This is a genomic window from Photobacterium kasasachensis (genome assembly GCF_050336885.1).
In the GTDB taxonomy this organism is placed as follows: domain Bacteria; phylum Pseudomonadota; class Gammaproteobacteria; order Enterobacterales; family Vibrionaceae; genus Photobacterium; species Photobacterium kasasachensis.
The window spans coordinates 222,424-245,913 of record NZ_JAKJSH010000004.1 but is presented as its reverse complement, the minus strand read 5'-3'; the positions used below and the strand labels follow the sequence as shown (position 1 = coordinate 245,913).

23 protein-coding genes and 1 pseudogene are annotated in these 23,490 nt (G+C 49.1%); 20 read left to right on the top strand and 4 right to left on the bottom strand.

Annotation, left to right across the window (positions count from 1 at the left end; translation table 11 throughout):
- Nucleotide 1: 1 nt before the first annotated feature.
- Nucleotides 2-712, bottom strand: coding sequence for a DUF502 domain-containing protein (locus L4D19_RS01165; RefSeq protein WP_428450785.1), 711 nt, complete (start codon nucleotides 710-712; stop codon nucleotides 2-4).
- Nucleotides 713-871: 159 nt separating this feature from the next.
- Between L4D19_RS01165 and L4D19_RS01160 the strand changes: the two genes are divergently transcribed.
- Nucleotides 872-1,063 (top strand): hypothetical protein, encoded by a 192-nt coding sequence (locus L4D19_RS01160; RefSeq protein ID WP_428450784.1) that lies wholly within the window; start codon nucleotides 872-874, stop codon nucleotides 1,061-1,063.
- A gap of 68 nt (nucleotides 1,064-1,131) precedes the next feature.
- Here L4D19_RS01160 and L4D19_RS01155 read toward each other — a convergent pair whose 3' ends face one another.
- Complete coding sequence (locus tag L4D19_RS01155) at nucleotides 1,132-1,896, bottom strand: siderophore-interacting protein (protein ID WP_428450783.1); 765 nt, start codon at nucleotides 1,894-1,896, stop codon at nucleotides 1,132-1,134.
- Between the two features lie 131 nt (nucleotides 1,897-2,027).
- On the opposite strand from L4D19_RS01155, the gene L4D19_RS01150 reads away from it, so the two are divergent.
- Nucleotides 2,028-2,462 (top strand): MarR family winged helix-turn-helix transcriptional regulator, encoded by a 435-nt coding sequence (locus tag L4D19_RS01150; protein WP_428450782.1) that lies wholly within the window; start codon nucleotides 2,028-2,030, stop codon nucleotides 2,460-2,462.
- Nucleotides 2,463-2,488: 26 nt separating this feature from the next.
- On the opposite strand, the gene L4D19_RS01145 is transcribed toward L4D19_RS01150, so the two are convergent.
- Complete coding sequence (locus L4D19_RS01145) at nucleotides 2,489-2,839, bottom strand: hypothetical protein (RefSeq protein WP_428450781.1); 351 nt, start codon at nucleotides 2,837-2,839, stop codon at nucleotides 2,489-2,491.
- Nucleotides 2,840-3,069: 230 nt separating this feature from the next.
- Entirely contained in the window at nucleotides 3,070-5,109 is a 2,040-nt protein-coding gene (locus tag L4D19_RS01140; protein WP_428450780.1) for a hypothetical protein, read from the bottom strand.
- A gap of 204 nt (nucleotides 5,110-5,313) precedes the next feature.
- Between L4D19_RS01140 and L4D19_RS01135 the strand changes: the two genes are divergently transcribed.
- From L4D19_RS01135 to dsbD, 18 genes and pseudogenes are all read left to right on the top strand, one after another.
- Nucleotides 5,314-7,971, top strand: a complete 2,658-nt coding sequence (locus L4D19_RS01135) for a phage tail protein (RefSeq protein ID WP_428450779.1) — start codon at nucleotides 5,314-5,316, stop codon at nucleotides 7,969-7,971.
- Nucleotides 7,972-8,034: 63 nt separating this feature from the next.
- Nucleotides 8,035-8,220 carry a Flp family type IVb pilin gene (locus L4D19_RS01130; RefSeq protein WP_192928706.1) on the top strand — a complete coding sequence of 62 codons (186 nt, stop codon included), beginning with the start codon at nucleotides 8,035-8,037 and terminating at the stop codon, nucleotides 8,218-8,220.
- Nucleotides 8,221-8,267: 47 nt separating this feature from the next.
- On the top strand, nucleotides 8,268-9,137 hold the full coding sequence (cpaB, locus tag L4D19_RS01125) for a Flp pilus assembly protein CpaB (RefSeq protein WP_428450778.1): 870 nt from the start codon (nucleotides 8,268-8,270) through the stop codon (nucleotides 9,135-9,137).
- A complete protein-coding gene (locus L4D19_RS01120; RefSeq protein WP_428450777.1) occupies nucleotides 9,130-10,545 on the top strand; it encodes a type II and III secretion system protein family protein in 1,416 nt (471 codons plus the stop codon). Before cpaB ends, L4D19_RS01120 begins: the two co-directional genes overlap by 8 nt.
- 8 nt (nucleotides 10,546-10,553) lie before the next feature.
- Entirely contained in the window at nucleotides 10,554-11,177 is a 624-nt protein-coding gene (locus L4D19_RS01115) for a CpaD family pilus assembly lipoprotein (protein ID WP_428450776.1), read from the top strand.
- Nucleotides 11,178-11,179: 2 nt separating this feature from the next.
- Entirely contained in the window at nucleotides 11,180-12,010 is an 831-nt protein-coding gene (locus L4D19_RS01110; RefSeq protein ID WP_428450775.1) for a CpaE/TadZ family protein, read from the top strand.
- Nucleotides 12,011-12,057: 47 nt separating this feature from the next.
- Nucleotides 12,058-13,368 (top strand): TadA family conjugal transfer-associated ATPase, encoded by a 1,311-nt coding sequence (locus L4D19_RS01105; RefSeq protein ID WP_428451392.1) that lies wholly within the window; start codon nucleotides 12,058-12,060, stop codon nucleotides 13,366-13,368.
- Nucleotides 13,368-14,297: a type II secretion system F family protein gene (locus L4D19_RS01100; protein WP_428450774.1), complete on the top strand. Its 930-nt coding sequence runs from the start codon at nucleotides 13,368-13,370 to the stop codon at nucleotides 14,295-14,297. The genes L4D19_RS01105 and L4D19_RS01100 overlap by 1 nt, the downstream gene beginning before the upstream one ends.
- Complete coding sequence (locus L4D19_RS01095; RefSeq protein ID WP_428450773.1) at nucleotides 14,297-15,163, top strand: type II secretion system F family protein; 867 nt, start codon at nucleotides 14,297-14,299, stop codon at nucleotides 15,161-15,163. The genes L4D19_RS01100 and L4D19_RS01095 overlap by 1 nt, the downstream gene beginning before the upstream one ends.
- Nucleotides 15,160-15,945: a tetratricopeptide repeat protein gene (locus L4D19_RS01090; protein WP_428450772.1), complete on the top strand. Its 786-nt coding sequence runs from the start codon at nucleotides 15,160-15,162 to the stop codon at nucleotides 15,943-15,945. Before L4D19_RS01095 ends, L4D19_RS01090 begins: the two co-directional genes overlap by 4 nt.
- Nucleotides 15,945-16,382 (top strand): TadE/TadG family type IV pilus assembly protein, encoded by a 438-nt coding sequence (locus L4D19_RS01085; protein WP_428451391.1) that lies wholly within the window; start codon nucleotides 15,945-15,947, stop codon nucleotides 16,380-16,382. The genes L4D19_RS01090 and L4D19_RS01085 overlap by 1 nt, the downstream gene beginning before the upstream one ends.
- Nucleotides 16,369-16,980 carry a tight adherence pilus pseudopilin TadF gene (gene tadF / locus L4D19_RS01080; protein WP_428450771.1) on the top strand — a complete coding sequence of 204 codons (612 nt, stop codon included), beginning with the start codon at nucleotides 16,369-16,371 and terminating at the stop codon, nucleotides 16,978-16,980. The genes L4D19_RS01085 and tadF overlap by 14 nt, the downstream gene beginning before the upstream one ends.
- Nucleotides 16,973-18,214, top strand: a complete 1,242-nt coding sequence (locus L4D19_RS01075) for a TadE/TadG family type IV pilus assembly protein (protein WP_428450770.1) — start codon at nucleotides 16,973-16,975, stop codon at nucleotides 18,212-18,214. Before tadF ends, L4D19_RS01075 begins: the two co-directional genes overlap by 8 nt.
- Before the next feature lie 54 nt (nucleotides 18,215-18,268).
- Complete coding sequence (locus L4D19_RS01070; RefSeq protein ID WP_428450769.1) at nucleotides 18,269-18,733, top strand: TlpA family protein disulfide reductase; 465 nt, start codon at nucleotides 18,269-18,271, stop codon at nucleotides 18,731-18,733.
- A gap of 560 nt (nucleotides 18,734-19,293) precedes the next feature.
- A pseudogene (locus L4D19_RS01065) lies at nucleotides 19,294-19,491 on the top strand (DUF4266 domain-containing protein); the annotation flags it as partial.
- 18 nt (nucleotides 19,492-19,509) lie between these two features.
- A complete protein-coding gene (locus tag L4D19_RS01060; protein WP_428450768.1) occupies nucleotides 19,510-20,736 on the top strand; it encodes a DUF3570 domain-containing protein in 1,227 nt (408 codons plus the stop codon).
- Complete coding sequence (locus tag L4D19_RS01055) at nucleotides 20,726-21,607, top strand: FAD:protein FMN transferase (RefSeq protein ID WP_428450767.1); 882 nt, start codon at nucleotides 20,726-20,728, stop codon at nucleotides 21,605-21,607. Before L4D19_RS01060 ends, L4D19_RS01055 begins: the two co-directional genes overlap by 11 nt.
- Entirely contained in the window at nucleotides 21,604-23,430 is a 1,827-nt protein-coding gene (dsbD, locus tag L4D19_RS01050) for a protein-disulfide reductase DsbD (protein WP_428450766.1), read from the top strand. Before L4D19_RS01055 ends, dsbD begins: the two co-directional genes overlap by 4 nt.
- The last annotated feature ends 60 nt before the right edge of the window (nucleotides 23,431-23,490 follow it).

Sequence of the window (23,490 nt, the reverse complement as noted above, 5' to 3'; positions counted from 1 at the left end):
GTTACTCCTTTTGCGACTGCTGGGCTGGTGTATCAGTAGTGGAGCTGTCGGCATGCTTTCCTGTTTCAGGCTCGGGCTCGGGTCTAGATTCGGGTCTGGGGGCGGGGCCTGTGCCGTGATCGAAGCCTGAGCCAGTCATTCCAGCGGTCAGGGTAAATCGCATTGCTTCTTCGATGGTCATATCAAGAGGGCGGATTGCACTGCGTGGGATCAGTACGGCATAGCCACCGATCATATAGCTTAGCGGCAGATAGACGAGAACACTGTCTTCCTCGCGCAAAGACTTCGGCATTCGTTCAGATAAGGGCTGGGTAACAAAGCCGATCACTTGCATGCCGGTTTCACCCAAGGTGACGGCAACGACCTGTTCGAACTCTTTTCGTGTTGCTGGGGAGAAGTAGTCAAAAAAGTCTCGAATTGTCGGATAGACGCTACGAACTAAGGGCATGTGATAGAAAACCTGTTCACTCTTGGCAAACAACCGTTGTACCACATAGGCATTCATCATCAGCCCGGCGATAAAAAATACCAGCAGTCCGGCCGCAAGTCCCATCCCGGGCCAGTACCATTCTGTCGGTATAATCGCTTGGATGAGGCTTCCTAGTACTGACTCAATAGAAACGGCAAACCAGTAGAGCAGGTAGAGCGTGAGTACCACAGGCAATATTGTTACCAGCCCGGTAATGATATTTTTGCTGATAAAGCCAAACATGATTATGCTCCCATGCAAGCGTGTAAAGACACCCAAGCTGCTATGTCTACATCAAGCTACTATGTCTATATAAAGCATAGGCTTTCTTGAAGGAGTATACACAGAGGGACTATAGCGGGTGTGATTATGCAGGTATAAATATAAGTTGTAGGTAATAACATGAAAGTAATGAAGATTGGTTGGGCTGATGTCTGTGGTTATGGAGACTGGCTGACGCCGCAGGCCGCACTCAAATTCGTTCAGGGTGGTTATACGCATGTCGAGTTTCAGGGAGAAACCATACCGAGTGAACTGAGCTATTCCGATGACGGTGAACCAATGGTTGGATTAGGCAAACAGGAAGAGACCTAAGTCCGCCAGCTCAAATGAGCGCTTTGAGGGGCGGGGATAGGTTTCATGATTTCTCGCCGCTTGATTTGTTAAAGTGGGCTCGCCTTCTTTTGAGCGCCGAACCGGTCGGCATCGACACCTTTTTTCCAATACCCAGTGACAGTAATATTCTGGCGGTGAATGCCGACTTCTTCCTGTAACAATCCTTTTAGTGTGCGGACATTTCGTGCTTCCAGGCCGAGAAAAACGTCAGTGTTCGCTGGTAACTTATCGGCAATTGCCATAATAGCTTCAGACAAGCTATTTGCTTCATCTTCTTTGTCGATGACCCAGTGTACGGACACATTGGCGCCAACATCAAGAGGGATGATGTCTTCTTTGGTTGGAATAGATATAACGGCATGGACAGTTGACTGGGGGGAAATTGCCAGTGCATAGCCATTGATGGCGTTCACCGACGTCAGATCACCGACCAGCAGATAGTTATTTGCATTGAAATTGGTCAGTTTCATTGGCCCCGGCCCCGCAATGCCCAGGTAGTCACCTTTCTTTGCTTTTGAAGCCCAGTCAGTTGCAGGTCCCTGATGACGATTGATCACAAAGTCCAGTGACAGACGATTAGTGTCTTGGTTGTATTCCCTGATTGTGTAGGAGCGCATTACAGGGCGATTGCTCCCGCGGATATCTAAGTTAGGTATTTCTTCCCCTTTACTCGGCAGTATCACTTTGACATGCGCCCCTTCTTTGCCGGTTGGAAAGCCTATCAATCCTTCGCCGGATAATACAATCCGCTTTAAGTGGGGGCTTAATTCAATGGTGTCAGCGACTTGAGTTAATCGTACTGATGGTTTCATTCAGTAGTCCTTGTTGATGTGGAGTTGGATGTCGTTTGCATGGTCGATGGTTGCCCATCGCTACATTGGTTGATAAAATCAACTATAATTGATTGGTTGATATTGTCAACTATATTGTGTGAGAGACAAGTATGACGACAAGCAAAAACGTACCTGAAACGATATTTTCGCTGACACGAAGTTATCGTGGTGCAATAAAAAAAGCCATTAACGCTAATGAGTTAGGTTTGAATGGGATGATTGTTCGTTGCCTGCACATCATTCAGGACTCACCACAATGTACGGCGAACACTATCGTAACTCGGATGGGGCGAGACAAAGCCCAAATTGCTCGGTTGGTGAAAGATATGATTGCCTCGGACCTGATCAGCAAGCATCCTAATCCGGAAGATAAGCGTAGCCAGTTACTAGCGCTTTCTTTGCAAGGCAAAAGCCTGATGGAACAGATTAAAGTGGCCGAAACGGAGATTGACAAGCAAATGCGGGTAGGCCTGACAGATGGAGAGGTGGAGACTTTTCAGCGTGTTGCTTCGGTTATGGCAAATAACTTAAGAAATACGAAATAGCGGAAACGGTACAAAAGGTGAACTTGCTACGTGTGGCTTTCAGGCGGGGCTCGGGGAACTTGTCTTTCAAATCGTACACTTAGAGCCAAATAAGTGTAACTGTCTGAAATAACATAGCTCAATACTTCAAAGAGAGGTGCAGTTGGAAGACGGTCGTGATGGAAGGTCGAAAAATGACTGAACGGACAGGGTTTTCCTGCATGTGTGTCCGGTTTGCCTTCCTCGATTAGTACTCGCTCGAAACCATTGACGGTACATAGTGTTGCCCATACGCCTGCATTTGCCCCATGCGCATTGATGACAGGCATCATAGTCACCAGCACCCAGCTGAGGGCACTGACAAGCAACATGGTTTTATTGAAGGCAGAGAAGCGCATTATTGGCAAGCTTAATGAAATTTACACCGCACTATAGCTGCTGAAATTAATAATGTCAGTGAGTTAGCTCGGCTTTTTATCTTTTTGGTAACCATTGTTTTACCAAATGGTTGCGCTTTGTTTGCAACTTTGAGTGTGTGGTTAGGTAAGTCTCAAATGAAATAACGCCCAGTATATGCAATGGGAGATAGCGTATACTGGGCGTAAGGTTGTGTAATTTGGCTACCAGATTAGAGATTTTTGTATAAACTTACCCGCTCATTTCGGTAATAACCTGAAATCATCACAGCTTTAACACCATCGGCTGTTGTGGCATTGGCTGGTAACCATTCCAGATCGATGTTGTTAAATTCCTGGCTGATATCAGCGCTTTCGCCCACGGACTGTAGCACGTAGCCGAGTGTCGTTGAGCTGAATGAGTTAGTGGAAGCCGTTGCCCATTTATTGACCAGCTCTCTGTTGACCAGCTGATAGCCAATTTTTATTGGTGAGCCGATCAGATTACCAAACTGGATATAATCAATAGATTTAGAGCGCGAGATGACAATCTTGTCGCTTAGCATACTCATGCCATAGACCATACTTTTCGCATAAGGCTCTGACTTGATGATACTTCGTGTTTGGTTGTTGATCAGGTATATGTGATTGCTGGTCTGTACAGCACTAAACTGTCCGCTAGGATCCGATGCCAGCCTAACGACATCCTCGTTCATCACCAGTGTGGCAGCCGGGCTGGTAGGATTGGTCACACTAAACCAGCTGAGCGTCTTACCACCATCACTGATAACCACTTCGCTGTCGTTATTGGCAAATACTGCAGCCTGAATGTTGCTCTTGTTGATACTCACCTGAGGAGACAAAGAGCTGCTATTCAGAATAACGGCCTGACTGTTGTTTTGTTCTGCAACTAGCAGTTGAGACTGGCCTTTGCTGGCAACAACCAAAGGCTGAGTTGAAGAGAGCGGATAACGTTTTCCGAGTTGTTTGAGCGTTGTGCTCGATAGCAGCTTAAGCTCGGAGTTATAGCTGGAACCGTTGGTAAATACGGCGGCAATCAGGTTGTTTTTATATAGTGGTGTTAATCCGTTGATATGGTTGTTTAGACATTTTGCCTCTGCAATCGGCGAGGTAGCTGGACCAGATACGGGTGGCGTTATTGGTGGGATAGTCGTGCCGCCTGAAGCGCCGCCGAAAGCATCAATTTTCATTGAAGCCGTCAGTTTTGTGGTTTGACTGTTTTTCCCGATTTCAGATAGGAAGATGCCATTGGTGCCTGTGGTATTACAGGTATTGCTGATTGAGCTATCACCGACAATGCTTGGCTGATAGAGCAGGTAAGCCTCTCGGTTGTCCTTACCCTGAGTAGCATGGGTTAGGATCGAAGGTTTCTGAGGAGGAAGAACGATACCGCCACCACCGTGATGGTCATCATCATCATCGTCGTCATCGTGATGATGACTATCGTAACCAGCAAAGTTGGCAGACTTTTGTTCCGGCTGTGTAGTGACTGACGGCGAAAATGAAGAATAGCTACCAGACGCTGTATTTACCTGTAACATTTTTCCGTCACTGAGCAGAGCCAGGAGCATGCCCGTGCCTTCGTTCAGAGTAACGGAGGTCGGCATAAACAATGCCTCAAGCGGGTAAGAGCCCGAGAGTAGGTATCGGTTGCTGAGATTGACATGGCTGGAGTCTAAATCAGATTGTGTTAATGATTGAGTGATATCAAAGCTCTTTTCACTGATCATCTTATCGACAGCAGCAGAAATCTTGAGATAACTCGAGCCTCCCTGAAGCGAAAGGGCATGCCTGAAGGAAGCCAGTAACATTTCTGTTTCAGCTTTCGGACCATGCATAGAAGCCAGCTGATTGAAGTCAATTCCGTACTTTTCGCCGAAGATAGCCTGTAATTGTTGCTGAGCAAGCTTAGTGTCACCGGCAACGAGCGGATTATACAGCACTTCATTTTGTATCAGGGTGGTAAACGGGGTAACAACTGTTGCCGATGCCGGAGCCGTCAGAAAATAACCCGCTTCGCTAATGAGATAAGGTGCCTGATTATTGTCAGCAGGCCTGGCATATTTCGTTACTTTTTGTTCTAGCTCGCCACAGGTGCCGTCGAGGTCGGCATCAATGCAAACAGAGAGTTTACTGTAGGCATAAGATTCCACGCTCGGCGTGTTTGATGCGTCGTCACTGCCGCAACCGACAAGAAAGCTACAACCAGCTAAAAATGTCGCAATTCTTGATAGCTTAAAATTTCCATTCATAAAAATAATACTTAACCGATAGAAATGTTATGGGCCAAAACTGACCGATTTGTCAGCCTTTTTGAGTGATTTGTAGATATTTTTTAAAGCAAAGACTCAAATATAATTGATAATCAGTATCATTTCCATTAGCATGCGTCAAAAAATTGCTTCTATCAATTTCACAGATGAATGTTTTTAAACGGTTTTAGGAAGGTTAGTGGTATGGTGCTAGAAGGGAAAAAAACATCGTTTGCGCTCACAGTGATCGCAAGCTCATTATTGATTGGTTGTAACGGCTCAGGCTCGGATTCTAAGCTTGATTCTAAGCCAGGCAACTCAGCCGCGTCATCAGCCATTTCAGGTGTTGCGCTAGATGGTTATCTGAAAAATGCCAAAGTGTGTTTGGATCTTAACCAAAACCTGACATGTGATGCGAGTGACGGTGAGGCGGTATGGACCGACAGCCAGGGTGCCTATTCTCTTGCCCGTACGGATGCTGACCTGTCCCAGTACAATATATTGGTTGAAGCCATCGCCAATAAAACTGTCGATATGGATTTTCCGCAATCTCCAATCCAGGAAGGTTTTGCGTTGAGCACTCCTGCTTCTTTGCCAGCTGTCGTAAGTCCGCTGACGACCCTGACAGCGGTGGTGGCTAACCAGCAAGGTGTTAATTTCTCTACCGCAAGAGACATGTTGGCAACCAGTCTTGGTGTCGACAGCCAGCGACTAACTTCAGATTTCCTGGCAGGATCACACGCGCAGGATAAACAGCTTCATGCTTTGGCTCAGGGGCTAACTTCCCTGATGCAGGAAGCTGAGAAAGCCGCGGCTTCTGATGGTGTGGCACAAAATGATGCACGCTCTGGCTCTCGCGTTAAATTGACCTTGATTGATTTACCGGCACTGAAAACTGAAACCGACAAGTTGGTAGGTACAGTAAATAATACGCCTGTACATGTTCAGGAAACGGTCAAAGATTTTATTTCTGATGTGACAGTGTCACGTGATGAGGCTGCGGGTAATACTGTTCAGGTTCAGCCTCAGGCACCAAAGCAAGGCCAGCTAAACGTCGCTGCACGTACTTTCGATTGGAATTGGGTCGGGATGCTGACGTCTGTTGCGCAGTATGAGTACTCTACTGATGCCGGCAAAACTTGGCAGCCAGTGACGGCCAAGCCTATTCACCTTGGTATTAACGACTATGCGGCGGGTGATATTCAGGTTCGTGTCACTGCTAATTTGGCCAAAAACATGAAAGCGGGCAAGGTGGTTAAAAATACCCAGCCGCTGACTGAATCACAGCTCCCTGCTGCTCCGGCTTCTATCACCGTCAATGATGCGACGAACCAGTTCAACTGGGATCTAGTCGTGGGTTACGACAACGCTAGCAGCTACGAATACTCAATTGACGGCGGTAAGACCTGGCAGGCTGCGACACAAAAACCTATCACTGTAGGTGATGTTGCGATTGCCGCTGGCGACCTTAAAGTCCGTGTCGCTGCTGATGACTCGGGATCCGAGCCAAAACCTGCAGGTCGTGAGGTAGCATCGACAACACCGTTTACCACCACGCCAGCACAGCCTGTAAAACCAACCATTACATCGGTTAGTGACGAAACAGATTCTGTTGATTGGGGTTATGTCACGGGCTTTACCCAGTTCGGTCTGTATGAAGCAAGCCTTGATAACGGCAAAACGTGGAACGCAGTGACGGCAAAACCGCTTTCGGTTGGCAATATCGATATTGACTCCGGTTGGGTGCAGCTACGTGTTGCGGCAAATGTGAACAATGGCATGCCAGCCGGTGAGGCTGCTCAGGTAACTCAGGCGTTTACTGCACAAACGGCTAAGCCAACAGCACCTACTAACCTACGTGTTGATGACACCGCCAATACCATCGACTGGGATCTTGTCGCTGGCTATGATGATACTTCTTCCTATGAAATCTCACTGAAAGGGAACAGTGCCAGCGCGGGTGACTGGACTCCAGCTGGTAACAAGCCAGCATCGGTTGGTGATCTGAACATTGCCAAAGGTGATGTTTGCCTGCGTGTTAAAGCCAATGTGAAAGATAGTAATGTTGCCGGTATTGCAGCTTGTTCGGATGCGTACTTTACCGCTAAGCCAGACGCACCGACCGCGCCAGTTATCGATGATACCAACAACACGTTCGGTTGGACGCTGGTTGCAGACTACACTCAGCTAACAAGCTATGAAATCAAGATTGAAGCCGCTGACTGGAAAGCTGTTGGTCTTAATAACAACCCGTATCAACTAGCAGACAAGGCGTATGAAGTAGGCAGTATTCAGGTTCGTGTTGGTGCGGATGCTGTAACAGGTCGCGTTGCCGGGGATGCCCTAGTCAATGATCAGGCGTATACCCAAAGTGCACCAGCTTCAGATTATACGTTGCTGACCGCTGCGGGTGCCGTGACTCAAAATCGTGCTGAAGCGGTTTGTGCAAGAGCGAAAGACGGCAAGGTATGGCAGCTGTTTAATACTGCAGATGCTGGACAGCGCTTTAAAATCGGAAAGGACATTTATGCTGAACTTGATTCATTCTCTGCTTGTGGATTAACCACATGGAGGATGCCGACAACAGCTGAGCTGCAAGGTTTGTTCTCTGATAGCCTAGAAAAGCCTGAAGAAAAAACCTTTGATGCAAACATTTTTGCGCATATGGATGTGTCAGGTAGCAGTCTGAATGATGATAAGAGTTGTTACCTATCTTCCAATGACAGTACTGCAACAAGTGGAAACAAAGACTGTCTAGATATCTCTAATATTAAGAAGCCTAGAGTGACAGACGTTAAGGATCTTTGCACAATGTTCTGCTTTAGCGAGCCGAAGCCATTGTATCGATTCATCGCTCAATAATAGTTAAACCCAATGCAGCCAGCCTTGGGGCTGGCTGCTTTTTGCGTAAAAATGGAAATTACAATGAAAATTAGAAATAACAAAAATAAACAGCGTGGTGCTGCTGCGATTGAATACGCAATTTTAGCTGCTGCAATGTCATTAATTATGTTGAACTTCTTAGGTGATGATGGCGACCTGACAAAGGCCATTAACGATACCTACGAGGAAGTGATTAACAGACTCGAGACCGTTCAGAATAAAGGTTAATTTTCCTTGGCATGGAAATAGTATTTCCAAAATAAATAGAATTAATAATGAAAGCAAAACGTTTAGTTTACTTATCTGTATTTATTTCGCTGGCCGGACTGGTTTGGTTATATCTTAACTTATCTCAGCCAAAAGCTGTGATTGCGCAGCAACAAGCAGAGATAAAAACACTTGAGGTACTGGTGACCTCGGTACCGGTAAAAGCCGGTCGCCACTATAGCGCTTCATTGTTTGAATGGAAAACGGTCAATGAAAGCGAGGTAAGCCATCGTCTCGACTATATCGACAAGGCAATCTTCGATACAGCAAGGCTGACCGATACAGTCGTGGCGGGTGATTACCCGGCAGGGCAGATCTTGAGTGTGTCCGACTTTTTGAACCCGGAATCGGGTGGTGTGTTGTCTGTCATGCTGCGCCCTGGCTATCGCGCCGTATCAGTACCGGTTGATCAGGTCACGGCTAACTCAGGCCTTGTTGGGCCGGGCGACTATGTCGATGTCTTGTTGCTGGCCTCGAAAGAGCAGGAACTGCGTACTCGCGGCAATGAAACCCAAAGCCTGTATGTAAAAACCATTGCTCAGAATGTCAGGGTATTAGCGTTTAACGATGCCGTTCAGGCCGAGCGTTATATCGAAGCGCAGAAGAAATACAAAGGCTTTATTCCGGACAACAGTGCAGTGACGCTGGAAGTTTCACCAGTACAGGCGAATAAAGTCATTTTGGCGAACCAGTTAGGCACATTGTCAATGGTACTGCGTAGCCAAAATAACCCGGTTACCGATATTGCCGATATTCAGCAAATTAATATTGATGATATTTTCCCCGACATCAAGCAGGTTCAGCCAGATATTGGATTGGTGGAGTTTCGTGCAAAAGAAAAGCGCGTCATGAATAATGCAGGAACACAAGATGATTAATAAAATACTCGGTGGATTTATTCTACTGTGCATGAGTTTTAGCCTGCAGGCAAAAGTGCTGGATGTCGTACTGGATAAAGCCAGACTGGTTAACTTGCCACATAATGCGAAATCAATCTTTATTTCCAGCAACGAAGTGGCTGACTACCAGGCATTAACCAACACCAAGATAATGGTATTTGGTAAAAAGGCCGGAGCGACGTCGTTATATGTACTCGATGCCAACGAAAATGTTATCTATTCTGCCACGGTAAAGGTTAGTCATAATGTGGTGGAGCTAAATGAACTTGTTGCCAAAGAGTTTCCCGATGCATTAGTGAACGCCGAATCTACAGCTGGAAAGCTATTCCTGAAAGGTCAGGTACCGACGCCGACAATGGCTGAAAAGATTGTTCGCCTGGCAGAAGGCTACGTCTCACCCCAGCAAATGACAACTACTCCGGCAAAAAGTGGCGAAAATCAGCAAAATAGCACTGAAAATTCGGCATCTGGCGAGCAGCCTGTCGCTCAGGAAAAAGACGAGCTAATCAACCAGCTTGTCGTGACAATGCCGACGCAGGTTAACCTGCGCATTCGAATTGCCGAGGTATCTCGCAAGGTTTCCAATAAGTTGGGTATTAAGTGGGGATCGCAAGGCACTGGTCTGGGCGCGGGCACATTTGCCTTCCTGGATAACTACGGCGGGGTAGCCGGTGGTACAAACCCGGCATCATGGGCGGATCTGTCTGTCATCGTAGATGCATTGGCGACCAACGGCATGATGTCGGTACTGGCAGAGCCGAACCTGACTGCACTTAGCGGTGAGAGAGCGTCATTCCTCGTGGGTGGTGAAGTGCCTCTGCCTTTGGTGTATTCCGATAACGCCACGGTGGAATACAAGCCGTTTGGGGTTCGACTGGATTTCAAACCGACGGTATTGAGCGCGAACCGAATCAGCCTGCAGGTTGAACCTGAAGTGAGTACGGTATCTACCGAAACCAATGTCCAAATCGGCGGCCCTCTGGGTAGCTCGTCTTTCCCGACGTTTGTCACACGCAGAGCGTCAACAACCATTGAACTGGCGAGCGGACAAAGTTTTGCATTGGGTGGCCTTCTGCAGTCAAAAGAGATTGAACAGCTGCAAAAAACGCCTTTCATTGGTGATATTCCAATCCTCGGAAGCCTGTTCCGTTCCAACGAGTTCCAGCGTGAAGAAACCGAGCTGATCATCATCGCCACTGCTTATCTGGTACAGCCAACCCGTGCCGATTCCTTGCCGCTACCGACAGATGGCCTGATCCCATTGAGTGATGTCGAGCGTCTGCTGGGGGTGAAAAAACCAATAACTCATTCAGAAACCGATAGTGAAACTATTCGCTCTGATAACCGCCAGCCGCGTCTGCTGGGTGATAACGGATTCTATTACTGAGGTAATTTATGCGCATAATTTTGATGCTTTTTATCAGCGTACTGATAAGTGCGTGTGCCGGTGATCCAATCCAGCGCCAGCCAGAAATACAAGTCGAAGTAGTGACTCATAAGATGTCGGTTCAACTACAAGGCAAAGCCCTTAGCAGCAAGGATAAAGTAGCGGTAGCTGATTTTATCTATCGACTGGGTAACCCGTCGGCAATGCGGGTTCGTATTGATACCCACACCCGTCGTGGTGCCAAGGTTGTGCCTGATCTTAAGGGGCAACTGAAACAACAGGCGGTTTATCCGTCTCAGGTCAGTGCGCAATATGCGGCGTTGCCTGCATCGAAAGCGGACCTGACCTTAATTGTCGAGACATATCGCAGTGTGGCTCAGCGCTGTCAGGCAGGAAAAGCGCCAATTACCATTGGCAACAGCTTCAAAAACTCATCGAACTTCGGCTGTGCCAACGCCAATGCATTGGCGCAAATGGTAGCGAACCCGCGTGACCTGATTGTCGGTGAATCCCTGGGGGACACCGAAGGACGCAAAGCGGTATCGACGCTTGATAGCTATTACAGCTCCGGTACGCACAAAACAAGTCCGACATCTCCGAAAGATGGCGTGATGGCAGGGCAGGGTAATTAATCATGGACATGCAAAATACAACACATACTGGATCGACTTTTCATCAACAGCCGCAGCGTGGGAAGCGAATAGCGGTTGCCAGTGCGAAAGGTGGTGCAGGTACAACGTCTTTGGTTGCCAATATTGCATGGGGTCTGGCAAAGCGTCCGGATGCGAATGTAGCCTGCGCCGATCTTGATTTCATTACCGGTGATCTGGACCTACAGTTGTCGTTCAAATCCAACAATGCCTTGTTGGAAATGCTGCAATACCCAGAGCGTCTTGAGCCTGTGGTGTATGAACGTAGCGGCGTGAAGGTTACCGGTAACCTGTCCGCATTTACAGGTTATCAGGCCAAACTGGAGCAGGCATTTTGGCCTGAGCTGAATGAGTTTGAACATTTCTCAGCATTTTGTCAGCAGCAGGCTTCGTATTTGGTGTGGGATATCCCTGCATTTTGCTTAAGGGATCAGGTCGGCTTTGGTGCCCTTCATTCCAGTGATATTCGAGTTGTCATTGTAGAACCGACACTGGCTTCGATTCGTCGTACCAACCTGTTGCTGGCCGAGCTGGACAATACGGCCGGGCAACAAACGCTGCTTGTCTTGAACCATACCAAGCCTGAATCAGCATCTTTGATCACTGCAGAAGATGTGGCAAAAGCCGTTGGCAGAAAACCTGATGTTGAAATCCCTTATGCACCTGACCATATGGTTGCCAGTACAACGCTGGGTCAGTTGGCGATTGCACAGAAAAGCCGTGCGGCAAAGGCTTTGAATCAGCTCGTTGGAATGATCCAGGGTGAGCAGGCAGGAAAGCGTTCCGGATTATTCGGTTGGCTTAAGGGGGCATAATGTTCGGACGCAAGACGAAGCCCCTTCATCGGGCACAGCCGGATGACATGAGCGGTGTGGCGCAGCAATCGGCTGGAGACAAACACCAAAACTACGACCATAACCATGATCGATTTAGTGCAATCCAGCAGGAAGTAATGGCGGCTATCGAGCCAGCCGTTGTGGTTCAGTTATCGCGAGAGGAGCTGGAAGCCCGTACGTTTGAAGCGGTTGGCGAAATTGTAAAGCGCCTGCAGTTTCCGATTGGTGATAGCGAGCAGCAGCAAATCACACAGCGTCTGGTCGATGAACTGTTGGGGCTGGGGCCTATTCAGTGTCTGATGGATGATCCTGATGTCACCGATATTATGGTGAACGGTCATGATGAAATCTTCATCGAGACCCAGGGCAAAGTGAAGCGGGCCAATGTGTTCTTTCGTGACGAGGAGCATGTGCTGAATCTGGCTCGACGTATCGTGAGCCGGGTTGGCCGCCGTGTGGATGAAACTAATCCGATGGTGGATGCCCGCCTGCCTGACGGCAGCCGTGTGAATGTATTGATCCCACCTTTGGCGCTTGACGGCACCTGCATTTCTATCCGTAAGTTCAGTGATCAAAAGCGTAGCCTGCATCAGCTTACCGAGATGGGGGCGATGTCGCCGGAGATGGCAACCTTGCTCGATATCATTGCCCGTACCCGGGTTAATGTGTTGATTTCGGGAGGTACTGGTGCAGGTAAAACAACCTTGCTCAATGCGATGTCGTTTGGCATTTCGCCGGAAGAGCGAATTATTACCATTGAAGATGCCGCCGAACTGAAACTACAGCAGCCGCATGTGGTGAGAGTAGAAACCCGTCCGGCGAATGCAGAAGGTACAGCAGCGATCGATCAGCGTAGTTTGCTGCGAAATGCCCTGCGTATGAGACCGGATCGTATCATTTTGGGTGAGGTGCGTGGTGCCGAGGCGTTTGACATGATGCAGGCGATGAACACCGGCCATGAAGGCTCCATGTGTACCTTGCATGCCAATTCGCCGACAGATGCGCTGATCCGTCTCGAAAATATGTTGTTGATGGCAGAAGCGCGTTTGCCGTTGTCGGCCATTCGCCGCCAGGTCGCCAGCACGCTTGATGTGGTAATTCAGATCGAGCGAATGCGTGATGGTCGTCGTCGCGTGGTCAATATTGCTGAAATCGTTGGTCTTGAAGGCGAGCAATACCTTACTCATGACTTGTTCCGCTTCAATTATGAAGACCAGGATGCTCAGGGGAATCTCCTGGGCCAGTTTGTGTCGGCGAAAACCTTGCCGCGATTTGGCCATAAAACGCGGTACTACCAGCTTGAAACCCAGCTCAAGCGTGTGATGGGAGTGCAGTAATGCAGAGCCTGATCCTGATGCTGATTCTTGCTGCTGTTTTTTTGCTAAGTAGCGTCAAGGCATTGCAATTGCAGCGTAGCCGCCGACAGGTAAAGCGCCGTCTTGAGTTGGTAGCGGTGAACACAACTTTTAGCCGTGAAAAGAAGGCGCTGTTTGACTGGGAGCAAGGTACTGGCCCGCTTCTGACTCACTGGAATCGCGTACAGTCCCGAATCGATGCCTTGTTTGGTCGCAAGGGTAAACTATGGCTGTTGCTTGGCCTGGTTACTCTTGCTCTGGCGGTTTGGTTTGTCGGTACATTTTTCCCCTTGGTTGTTCGTGCAGTAAGTACCGCAGGGGCTGTCGTAGTTGCGGCCTTGGCATCGTACTGGGTGATGCGGATCCGTCAGCGTAAAGAGTTCGAAGAAACCTTTCCTCAGGTACTGGGGCAAATTTCCCGTGCCGTCGCTGCCGGTATTTCGGTGCCGCAGGCTATTGCTCAGGTTGCTGACTACCAGAAGGGCATGTTGGGGCGTGAGTTTGTGTTAATTCGCGATCAGCTCGAAATTGGTATCAGCCTGAAGCAGGCGCTTCGGGAAGCCTGCTACCGCCTGCCGTATTCTGGTTTTCACTTTTTCGTGGTGGCTTTGGTGCTCAATGAGGAAAACGGTGGTCAGCTACGTGAGGTGCTTCATGGCCTTAGCCGTACCTTGCACGACAATGTTGCCATCAAGATGAAAATCAAGAGCCTGACGGCAGAGCCAAGAATGACGGCGATGATTTTGGCTTCTCTGCCGGTATTGCTGATCAGCATTATGTTTTTCAAAAATCCAACCGCTTTTCTTAACCTGACAAATACCGATGCCGGGCAGTTCGTGCTGGCCTATGTGGTCGGCAGCATGGCGTTGGGGCTGGGAATTATTCATATGCTAACCAAGGTGAGGTCCTGATGTCTGTCTCTCTATGGATAGCTGTGGCCTTGCTGGTCACAGGTGGTTGCATGGCTTTGTTATTCAATGCCAGAGCTCAGCGTCGTGATCGCGTGGTTGAGCGACTGGGGTTGGCCTCTCATCATTTCCGTTTGGCCCAGCACCATTCATTACCCGGTTTGCCAACGTTCTCGGTGAGCCGTGATGTAAAGGTACTCCTTGGCAAAGCGGGTTTTCATTCGCCGCAGGCTGCCAGTTGGTTCGTTGTTGTCAAGCTGTCTGTCATGGCATCGAGCATGACGGCCTGGCTGACCTACATCGATTTTGACCTGAGCAGTATCCAACTGGCTAAAGGGCTGGTGTTTGCTATTGCCAGCGGTCTGGTGGTTGAGCAGTGGTTGAAGTGGCGAGCTCATGAAGTGAGTCAGCGGATCGCCCATGCTGTGCCGGATGCGCTGGATCTGATGGTGGTCTGCGTTGAATCAGGGCTGACGCTGGAAGCGATCTTCGGCCGGGTTGGCAAGGAAATGGCGCAGGTGGCGCCTGAGCTATCGCGCGAATGGCTGATCACCGAGGCAGAACTACGGGTACTGGACTCGCGTCTGAAGGCACTTGAAAACTTAACCAAAAGAACCGGTATTGTCGAAATTGAAAATATCGTGATTGCCCTGTCACAGGCAGAAAAGTACGGCAGCCCGATTGCATCAACCATGCGCTTGATTGCCGCTGACAGCCGTCAGTATCAATACCTGAAGCTTGAAGAACGTGTCGGAAAAATCCCGGCCAAAATGTCGATGCCGGTTGTGGTGCTGATCATGCTGCCGGTTGTGGTGCTGATTGTTGCGCCGACTATTATTGCGCTACTTGAGAGTCTGGGGACACTATGACGCAACAACTAACACGTTTGGGCCTGACAACCGTCGCAATGCTGGTACTCACAGGCGCTCTGACAGGATGCGCGAGCCAATCTTCTGCGCATTCTGAAGAACAAGCAGCCCGATTGAAAAGTGATCGCGAACTGGCAGAAGTGGCTTTGGTCGGCGGTCGTCCCGAGAGTGCTATTGAGATTTACCGCCAGCAACTGGAAAACCGACCTGATGATGTTGAATTGCTCTATTTGCTTGGAGTGGCTTACAACCAGACCGGTGAGTTTGAACTGGCGCTGCACTTTCTGAACAAGGCGAAAGTGCAAGATCAAGCGGCAGAGCAACAGGTTCGTGGTGATATCTTGCGTGAGCTGGGCCGGGCGAAACTGGCTATGGGCGATATCCGTCAGGCGCAGCTTGATTTGGAGTCAGCCGCGAAGCAGCTTCCACAAAGTGCCGAAACCATGAACAGTCTCGGGGTGAGTTATGCCCTGCAGCAAGAGTACAGCAAGGCTCGTGAGGCATTCATAGCTGCCTTGGCGGTAGAGCCGGGAAGCCTTGAGTATCGCAACAACCTTGCGTTGGGGTGGATCCTGGCCGATCACCCGCAAAAAGGGATCGATATTCTGTATCCAAGCTACCTTCGTGGCAATAGTACCACCAAGACGCGTCAGAATCTTGCGCTGGCTTTCGCGATGAAAGGGGATATCGAGGCGGCGAAGACCATTGCCAAGCAGGACTTGACTCATGCTGAGCTTGAGAAAAATCTCGCTTATTACCAGCAGTGGGAGCAGATGTTGTGATGGATCGTCAGCAGGGAAATATAACTATAGAGTTTGCTGTTACCTTCCTGCCTTTTTTCGTCATGGTGCTGGTGGTGATTGAAACTTGCCGTTTCATGATGACCGGCAACATGCTGGATGTCGCCCTGGCGACAGCAACTCGCGAGACTGTTCACGTTAACGATCATGAAAATGTCGTCAGGTCGATGCAGGCCGTTTTGGCTAAACAAGACTTTCCGATGGTAGATAGCAGCCGTCTCCAGATTGAAGCGACGTATTACGATTCGCTGGAGGCGCTGAAAAATAATGTGGGCTCATCGACTTATACTCGACAGCCATTTGCCGAGTACAAGGTGAGTTATCCCTATCAGGTGTTGCTTATCGACGGTTGGGCTGAAGGCTTTGATCGTTTGACGACGTTTGAGCGAAAGATGTTGGTGGCTCATGAAAGAAGTTAAAACCATGTCCGCTCGTTCAACGGCCTCCTTGGGTAAACAGCGTGGCAGTAGTGTGATTGAGTTGCCTGTGATTGCACTCATCTTGATGGTGCTGGTCGTGTTTGCGGTAAAAATCGGCCACGGTTTGAGCCTGAAAACCAAGCTGGATCAGCTTGCCTATTCACTGACCTCAGTTGTTGCCAGTGAACGTCTAGAGTTCGACCTGTCCGGATCGGGGGGCGTCATCACGCCTCAGATTGCTGATGCTTTGCGTGTTGTTGCCGAACGACACTTTCAGTCTGGCGCGAGCTCGTCCTCAGTAGAAGTCGGTATTCAGTTGGAGCAGTTAAAACAGGGCAGTGCTGGTGCTTTGTATTATTCAGAAAGTGCGGGCGCATCTTGTCAGGCTCAACAGAAGCTTACTCAATTAACCTCATTGGCCCCGGTTGGCACGGTTTCGGGTTTGAACAACGGCCTGCGTCCGGATTTGTTTCAGGTGTCAGTATGCCTGACATCGCTGCCGTCGCTGACGGGAAGTGTATATCCGGTCTTCGTTCGAGACTTTGCCGAACGCTATTACAACAGTTCGGCAGTATTGATCGGGAGGCAGTATGACTAGTCGCCTTGGTCAATGCGCCGAATTTTCTGTGCTTTCTAAGCAGCGTGGTGCCATCTCGTTGACGTTTGTGATGTTGTTGCCCGTTATGTTGATAATGCTTGCAGCAATGACAGCATTTTCAATGTATGTGCAGTCGGCACTTCGTGTGAGTCAGGCTTCTGATGCGGCCTCGCTGGCTTGTGCTTACAGCCAGCGTGCGGATCAGACTGTGATTCAGGGTTTGCTTGATTATTATCGCCCTAACTTTGTACCAACAGCGCTGCACCGCAAGAGCCAGTTAACAATAGATAAAGGTTGTAATGTGGCGGCAGGTTATACCTTTAAACCGGTTTTGGCTCCTTTAATGTCTGCCGAGAATAACCATGAATTGAGCTCAAATAGTGCGGCGAAAGCCAAGTTGATAACTGGTGCGAACGTTAGTCCTACAGATTTTGCATTGGTGCTGGATATTTCTGGGTCTATGACTGCGAAAGTAAAACTTCCGCGGTTGCAAGAGATTGTTTTAATGTCCATAGAAGAGACATCTCTTGCAGCTTCCTCGGGAAAAGCCCGCTTTTCAGTGGTCGCTTTTGAGGATATGGCGGGATTTAAAGATGCGCCTTGGTTGCCGAAATCCAAGGGTGAAGTCGTTTGTGTCGATGGCTTGTCATATATTCGAACTGGTCATCCGGAGGAAGGTATCGATGTTGACAATACTATTGCTGAGTTAGGTATGCCTGCGGCAAGCGTAACGAAGAAGACGTACAAGCCAGATGGATATTTATCATCTTGCCCGATTGAAGTGTCAACCTTGGCGTTGACATCCCACCTTAGTGAAATAAAGCAAAGTGTGAAAGGTTTGTCTTCCGGTGGGAATACAAACGTATTTCAGGGGCTTTACTGGGGCGGACGAACTCTAATTCCGCAATGGCAACGAGATTGGCATATTGAGCCTGTAACTGATCCCACTCTGACACAGCGTTTAGTGGTACTCACCGATGGTAATGCTGACTCTTATAGTGATTTATTTTCTGATGATCAGATTTCTGTTTGCAAGGCGTTCAGAAGTCAGTTCGATATAGAAATTGCGTTTGTTGGTTTTAATATTCCAGATAGGAATCTAGCGGATATTAAAAGTTGCGTGGGGACTGATGGGGCCATTTATAACGCACAAGATGAAGCTCAGCTAGAAGCTTACTTTAGGCAAGCTTTGAAAGTAGAAAGCAACGGAATGAAGCTGATTCTTGAAAATTAATTTGAATTTAAATGTAAAACAAAACTATTCCTATTTTTAAAATCAGAGGTATTTATGTTTAAAAAATGGTTGGTTGCCGTGGCAATCTTGCTTTCGGCAAATGCTCAGGCCTACCAGCAAGGCGATTCGCTGTCGCCGTTAGCTCAACAACAATTGGGGCTAAACCCGGAAGCCGTGACGATTATCGATTTCTTTGCCGAGTGGTGTGTGTCATGCCGTGAAGAGCTCCCTGAAGTCAACGAATTGGCTCAGCAGCTTGATGCCAGCCAGGTGGCGGTATTGGGCGTCGATGTCGATGAAGATGTCGAAGTGGCCAAGGCTTTTCAGCAGGAGCTAGGGCTAACATTTCCTGTCGTTAACGATCCTGATCAAACCCTGGTGGAAGATTTCCAGCCTATCGGCATGCCTGCACTTTACTACGTGTATCAAGGCAAGGTGTTGAAGGTTCGATACGGCGCCATCAACCATATCGGTCAGGTCATCATGGATGATCTTAAGGAACTAGGGCTGGCGCTATGATCAAGCAATCCTGTTACGTATTGGCGATAGGAACCGCCGCAATGGCCAGCATGAATGTTCATGCAGCCGATGCTGAATCATCTTTGTATCAACAGTCTGAGTCAGTGTCATCGACGGTATATAGCAGCCAGGAATATGGCGTCGGACTGCGCCGGAATATTGAGCTGGTGAAACCATCGGCGGATACGTTGACGCTAGAACCTGCGGCTAAGCCTGTAGTAGCGGCTGTAACGCCGAAATCTATACCAAAGTCTACGTCGAAAGCTAAACCTACACCTGCTCCTAAAGCTAAGGCAATTTCACCGGTAGCTAAATCAAAGCCGCCTGTTGAACAAGTTGTGGTTGCGAGCAAACCAAAGCCTAAAGCAGCGTTACCGGTTGTCAAAGCCGAGCCAACGGTTGCTCCGGCGGCTGCGGCAAGCGCTCCAATAGTGGCATTGCCTGCCGCCAAGTCAAAGGCGTCTGTTGAGCCTGTGATTGCGGCAACTAAACCGCAACCCAAGAAAATCGCGCCGATCGTCAAGGCATCAGCTAAATCCAAGGCGAAAGAAGAGGATGAGTCGCTGCTGTCATTTATTGATGACTGGCTGGGCATTAAACCGGTTAAGCCATGGCAAAAAGGCACACTGGCGAAAAAAGAAATGAAACCCGGTGGCGTGGTACCGGAGTTTGATGTGTTTTCAGAAAAAGTATTTTCATACAAGCAGGGATCTGTCGGCGGCAATGGTGTCGGCGGCGGTGGTTGTGGCTGTAACTAATAATAAGCAAGAAAAATAATGAAGAAAAAATTACCTTTGACGCTGCTTGGGACTGTTGCGATGGCAGGCTCGGCAGCGGCCGCTGACCATATTTCAGTCCATCACATGAACTTTGAAGAATATGGCGATAAAGTCAAAGCTGGCGATAACATCCTCTCGTTCGAGAAGAATTTCGGCCTGGATTGGACCCTTAATGGTGAAATTGGCTATGACACAGTATCTGGTGCTTCTCCTGCGTGGGGACCAACAACCCCGAGTGCCGGTGACGAGGACTTGAGAGAGCGTAACCGCCGGACGGAAGCAGCACAAGCTGCAACAAACGAAGTTATTCGTGCTGGTTATGACCCTTATCGGGATGCCTATGCGATTCAGCCGTTTGAGCTGGAAGATAAGCGTAAATCCGCGGCAGCAAGCCTGACATACCGAGACAGCAAGCGTAATGAATGGACATTGGGTGCTAATTTTTCCAAGGAAGAAGACTATAAAAGCATCGGTACCAATGCCCAGGTGCTTTTCTATGCCGATAGCCGTAAAAACCGTTCGTACACATTAGGTGGTTCAGCTCTGTTTGATGAAACGCTGGCTTTCCAGGAGTACAGTAATTTCCGAAATACGCAGGAATGGGAAGATATCTTTACCGGTAGCTTTGAAGCGGGACTCTCTCAGGTCTTTACGCCGAACTTTTACACCACCTTTACCCTGTATTCAGGCTATCGAAGTGGCTATCTGAGCAATCATTACCTGACGGTTTTGCGCGAGGTCGATATTAACGGTGACGGTCAGATTGGTGATGATGAAGTCTTTCTTGGACAGGACTCCCGCCCGGATACCCGTCTTTCCGGCGGGTTAAACGTGCAGGCATTTTATAATGTCAATTCGCGCATTGTTGTACGTCCGCGTTATAAGTTTTTCGTTGATGACTGGGGAGTCAGCTCCCATCAGATCGGCGGCAAGATGAATATTAAGATCACTGAGTGGCTGACCTTGGCACCGGGATACTTTTGGTATAACCAGCAAGGTGCTGACTTCTACCGCGATCCGTCAGAGAAGGATCCAACGTTTGCGGCCACGGGTTATGCGACCTCGGATCTTCGCTTGGGTGATTTCAATGCCAATGCCTATGAGCTTGGCCTAAGCCTCAAAGTCTCTTCGCAGTGGCGCCTAAATGCACTTGCCGCCTATTACGAGCAGAGTAATGGCTATGAAAGCCGCTGGTGGGTACTGGGTGCAACCTATGAGTACTAACCAGCCTTTTAGTCACCGTTTTATGGCGATGACAGTACCCTGTGAAGTGATGATATTTGCGCCGGAACCGGCGCAAATCGCGAAGGCCATTGAAGTGAATACCTGCCGCTTGGAAAGTAAGTTCAACTTCTATGATTCTGATTCAGTGCTGTCTGTGCAGATTAACCAGCGTCAGACAGATAGCGTTGAAATTGATGATGAGATGTTGTCGGTGCTCACTAAGGTTCGCGAACACAGTAGTGCGACCAATGGCATTTTCGATATCACGATCGGAACTGTAAAAGCCTTCCAGCAAACAGGTGGTTCTGTCAGCCGCGAAGAGGCCTACCAATTTGCCCAACCTTATATGGGTCTATCTTCCTGGAGCCTGGAAGAGAGCAAGCTTAACTTTGCCTGTTCACAAACCCGTATCGACTTGGGTGGGGTGATAAAGGAAGTGGCTGTTGATCAGGCAATCGACATTGCGACTAAGCATAATGCGAGCGGTGTACTGATCAACTTTGGTGGTGATATTCGCGTATCAGGCGGAAAGCCTGATGGCAGTGACTTTGTTGTTGCCGTACTCAATCCCAAAGATCCGTCACGGCCAATTTTCGCCCTACCGTTGCGGGATCAGGCCCTGACGACCTCGGCGCACTATGCCCGACGCTATCAGTTCAGTGATCAGGAAACATCACATATTCTTTCTGAGCAAGGAACACACCATCGCATTCTGTCGTCGACAGTGGTGGCTGAAACCGCCCTTCAGGCCGGTATTTTCAGTACTTCGCTGACTATTGATCCAAGAATATCAGCGCCAGAATCAGTGGGTTTCGCATTGGTCGATGACCAGCTTACCGTTCACCAAGACATAGAATTTCTAAATCAATGAAGCATATTTCCCAATTGATCCCGCGAGCTTTTCGGTTGTTTGCGGGAATAGTATTTGCCTTGTGCATGAGCTTCGCCGTGCAGGCTGGCGAAGAGAAATCCTTCCTGCCCGTTGAACAGGCTTTTCCCTTTTCATATCAGCTTGTCTCTGGTGCTGACACTAGTGCAGATGGAACGGCACTGAAAGTAACCTTCGATACAGAAGAGGGCTACTATCTTTATCACAAACGCTTTTCGTTTAAGACCAATAGCGATTCGCTGGTAATGGGGGAGCCTCGCTACTCAATTGCCGCCGAGCAAAAACAGGATCCCAATTTTGGCGATGTAAAAGTGTATCATCGCCCGCTGACCATTACCGTGCCATATACGGGGCAGGGGGAAGCCAAAATCCGGTTTCAGGGCTGTGCTGATGACGGCTTGTGTTACCTGCCTCAGACTAAGAAGCTTGATTTGGCAGCGGCTCAATCTGTTGAGCCGTCAAAACCTGCTTCAGTATCACTGGATTCCTCATTGGCAAGCGATACACAGGGGCTTTCTGAGCTATTGAAAAATGCCAGCCTGCTACAGGCGCTGGGTCTGTTTTTCCTTCTGGGGCTGGGTCTGTCACTAACGCCTTGTGTACTGCCAATGATCCCGATCCTGTCCAGTATTATTGGTGGTCAGGGTGAAGGCATGACAGGCTGGAAAGGCTTTCGTATTTCGCTGGCCTATGTGCTGGGGATGGCGACCAGTTATGCCTTGGCGGGTGTTCTGACTGCCACGTTGGGGCAGGGCCTTAACTTACAGGTTGCAATGCAGCAGACCTGGGTACTGACCTTGTTTGCAGCTTTGTTTGTGTTGCTCGCCCTGTCGATGTTCGGCTTTTACGAACTGCAGCTGCCTTCGCGTATTCAGGTTGCGCTTAATAGCCAGTCACAGCGATTGACAGGCGGCAAGGTGATCACCGTTTTTGTTATGGGGGCCGTGTCTGCGCTGGTGGTATCGCCGTGTATTTCGGCACCGCTGGCAGGCGCACTCCTTTATGTGTCTACGACGCAAGACTGGGTCCTCGGCGGAGCGACGCTGTTTACGCTGGCGCTTGGTATGGGCGTGCCTTTGGTGGTGATTGGTACCTCGGGCGGTAAGTTCCTGCCAAGTAGTGGACCGTGGATGGTCAAGGTGAAGCAGTGCTTCGGTGTGATGCTGCTGGCAGTTGCCATTTTGCTGGTGAGTCGTTTTGCAGCTCCTTGGGCAACGCTTGGGCTTTGGGCATTGCTACTGATTGGTAGCGCGATTCACTTTGGGGCGCTGGAAGCGGCGCAAAGTGGCTGGCAGCGAACCACTAAGTCACTGTCTTTTATCTCGCTGGTATATGGCGTGATCTTGCTGGTGGGTATGCTGACCGGAGCGGATGACCCGCTTGATCCGCTAAGTAAATTGAACCGTGGTGTTCCGGCATCTCAAGCGACTCCTGCAAGCCTGTTCACCAAAGTCACTGCTGTGGCGGAGCTGGAACGCGGCATAGAGAATTTGGATCCTCGACAATTGGTCACCATGGTCGATCTTTATGCTGACTGGTGTGCGTCATGTAAAGTCATGGACAAGAACGTCTTTCAAGACAGTGAAGTGATGGCGAAGACGGCAAACTTTAACAGCCTGAAGTTTGATGTGACAGCCAATACCGACGAGCAGGCTGCATGGTTATCTGCCAGAGACTTATTTGGCCCGCCGGGAATTCTGTTCTTCGATAGCCAAGGAAATGAGATTAAACCCCTCAGGGTGGTCGGTGAGCTTGATAAACAGCAGTTCCTGGCTCACATAGCTAAAATCAGTCAACAGGGTTAAACGCCACAAGTAACTTTCTTTAAGTGCTATAAGCCTAGTCACATTGCATTGTGGCTAGGC

Coding starts and splice junctions, on each gene's coding strand:
- L4D19_RS01105 (WP_428451392.1), top strand. CDS start 12,058: ATGAGCGGTGTGGCGCAGCAATCGGCTGGAGACAAACACCAAAACTAC.
- L4D19_RS01060 (WP_428450768.1), top strand. CDS start 19,510: ATGAAGAAAAAATTACCTTTGACGCTGCTTGGGACTGTTGCGATGGCA.
- L4D19_RS01165 (WP_428450785.1), bottom strand. CDS start 712: ATGTTTGGCTTTATCAGCAAAAATATCATTACCGGGCTGGTAACAATA.
- dsbD (WP_428450766.1), top strand. CDS start 21,604: ATGAAGCATATTTCCCAATTGATCCCGCGAGCTTTTCGGTTGTTTGCG.
- L4D19_RS01160 (WP_428450784.1), top strand. CDS start 872: ATGAAAGTAATGAAGATTGGTTGGGCTGATGTCTGTGGTTATGGAGAC.
- L4D19_RS01090 (WP_428450772.1), top strand. CDS start 15,160: ATGACGCAACAACTAACACGTTTGGGCCTGACAACCGTCGCAATGCTG.
- L4D19_RS01070 (WP_428450769.1), top strand. CDS start 18,269: ATGTTTAAAAAATGGTTGGTTGCCGTGGCAATCTTGCTTTCGGCAAAT.
- L4D19_RS01100 (WP_428450774.1), top strand. CDS start 13,368: ATGCAGAGCCTGATCCTGATGCTGATTCTTGCTGCTGTTTTTTTGCTA.
- L4D19_RS01055 (WP_428450767.1), top strand. CDS start 20,726: ATGAGTACTAACCAGCCTTTTAGTCACCGTTTTATGGCGATGACAGTA.
- L4D19_RS01140 (WP_428450780.1), bottom strand. CDS start 5,109: ATGAATGGAAATTTTAAGCTATCAAGAATTGCGACATTTTTAGCTGGT.
- L4D19_RS01155 (WP_428450783.1), bottom strand. CDS start 1,896: ATGAAACCATCAGTACGATTAACTCAAGTCGCTGACACCATTGAATTA.
- L4D19_RS01135 (WP_428450779.1), top strand. CDS start 5,314: ATGGTGCTAGAAGGGAAAAAAACATCGTTTGCGCTCACAGTGATCGCA.
- L4D19_RS01150 (WP_428450782.1), top strand. CDS start 2,028: ATGACGACAAGCAAAAACGTACCTGAAACGATATTTTCGCTGACACGA.
- cpaB (WP_428450778.1), top strand. CDS start 8,268: ATGAAAGCAAAACGTTTAGTTTACTTATCTGTATTTATTTCGCTGGCC.
- L4D19_RS01085 (WP_428451391.1), top strand. CDS start 15,945: ATGGATCGTCAGCAGGGAAATATAACTATAGAGTTTGCTGTTACCTTC.
- L4D19_RS01145 (WP_428450781.1), bottom strand. CDS start 2,839: ATGCGCTTCTCTGCCTTCAATAAAACCATGTTGCTTGTCAGTGCCCTC.
- L4D19_RS01115 (WP_428450776.1), top strand. CDS start 10,554: ATGCGCATAATTTTGATGCTTTTTATCAGCGTACTGATAAGTGCGTGT.
- L4D19_RS01110 (WP_428450775.1), top strand. CDS start 11,180: ATGGACATGCAAAATACAACACATACTGGATCGACTTTTCATCAACAG.
- L4D19_RS01130 (WP_192928706.1), top strand. CDS start 8,035: ATGAAAATTAGAAATAACAAAAATAAACAGCGTGGTGCTGCTGCGATT.
- L4D19_RS01075 (WP_428450770.1), top strand. CDS start 16,973: ATGACTAGTCGCCTTGGTCAATGCGCCGAATTTTCTGTGCTTTCTAAG.
- tadF (WP_428450771.1), top strand. CDS start 16,369: ATGAAAGAAGTTAAAACCATGTCCGCTCGTTCAACGGCCTCCTTGGGT.
- L4D19_RS01120 (WP_428450777.1), top strand. CDS start 9,130: ATGATTAATAAAATACTCGGTGGATTTATTCTACTGTGCATGAGTTTT.
- L4D19_RS01095 (WP_428450773.1), top strand. CDS start 14,297: ATGTCTGTCTCTCTATGGATAGCTGTGGCCTTGCTGGTCACAGGTGGT.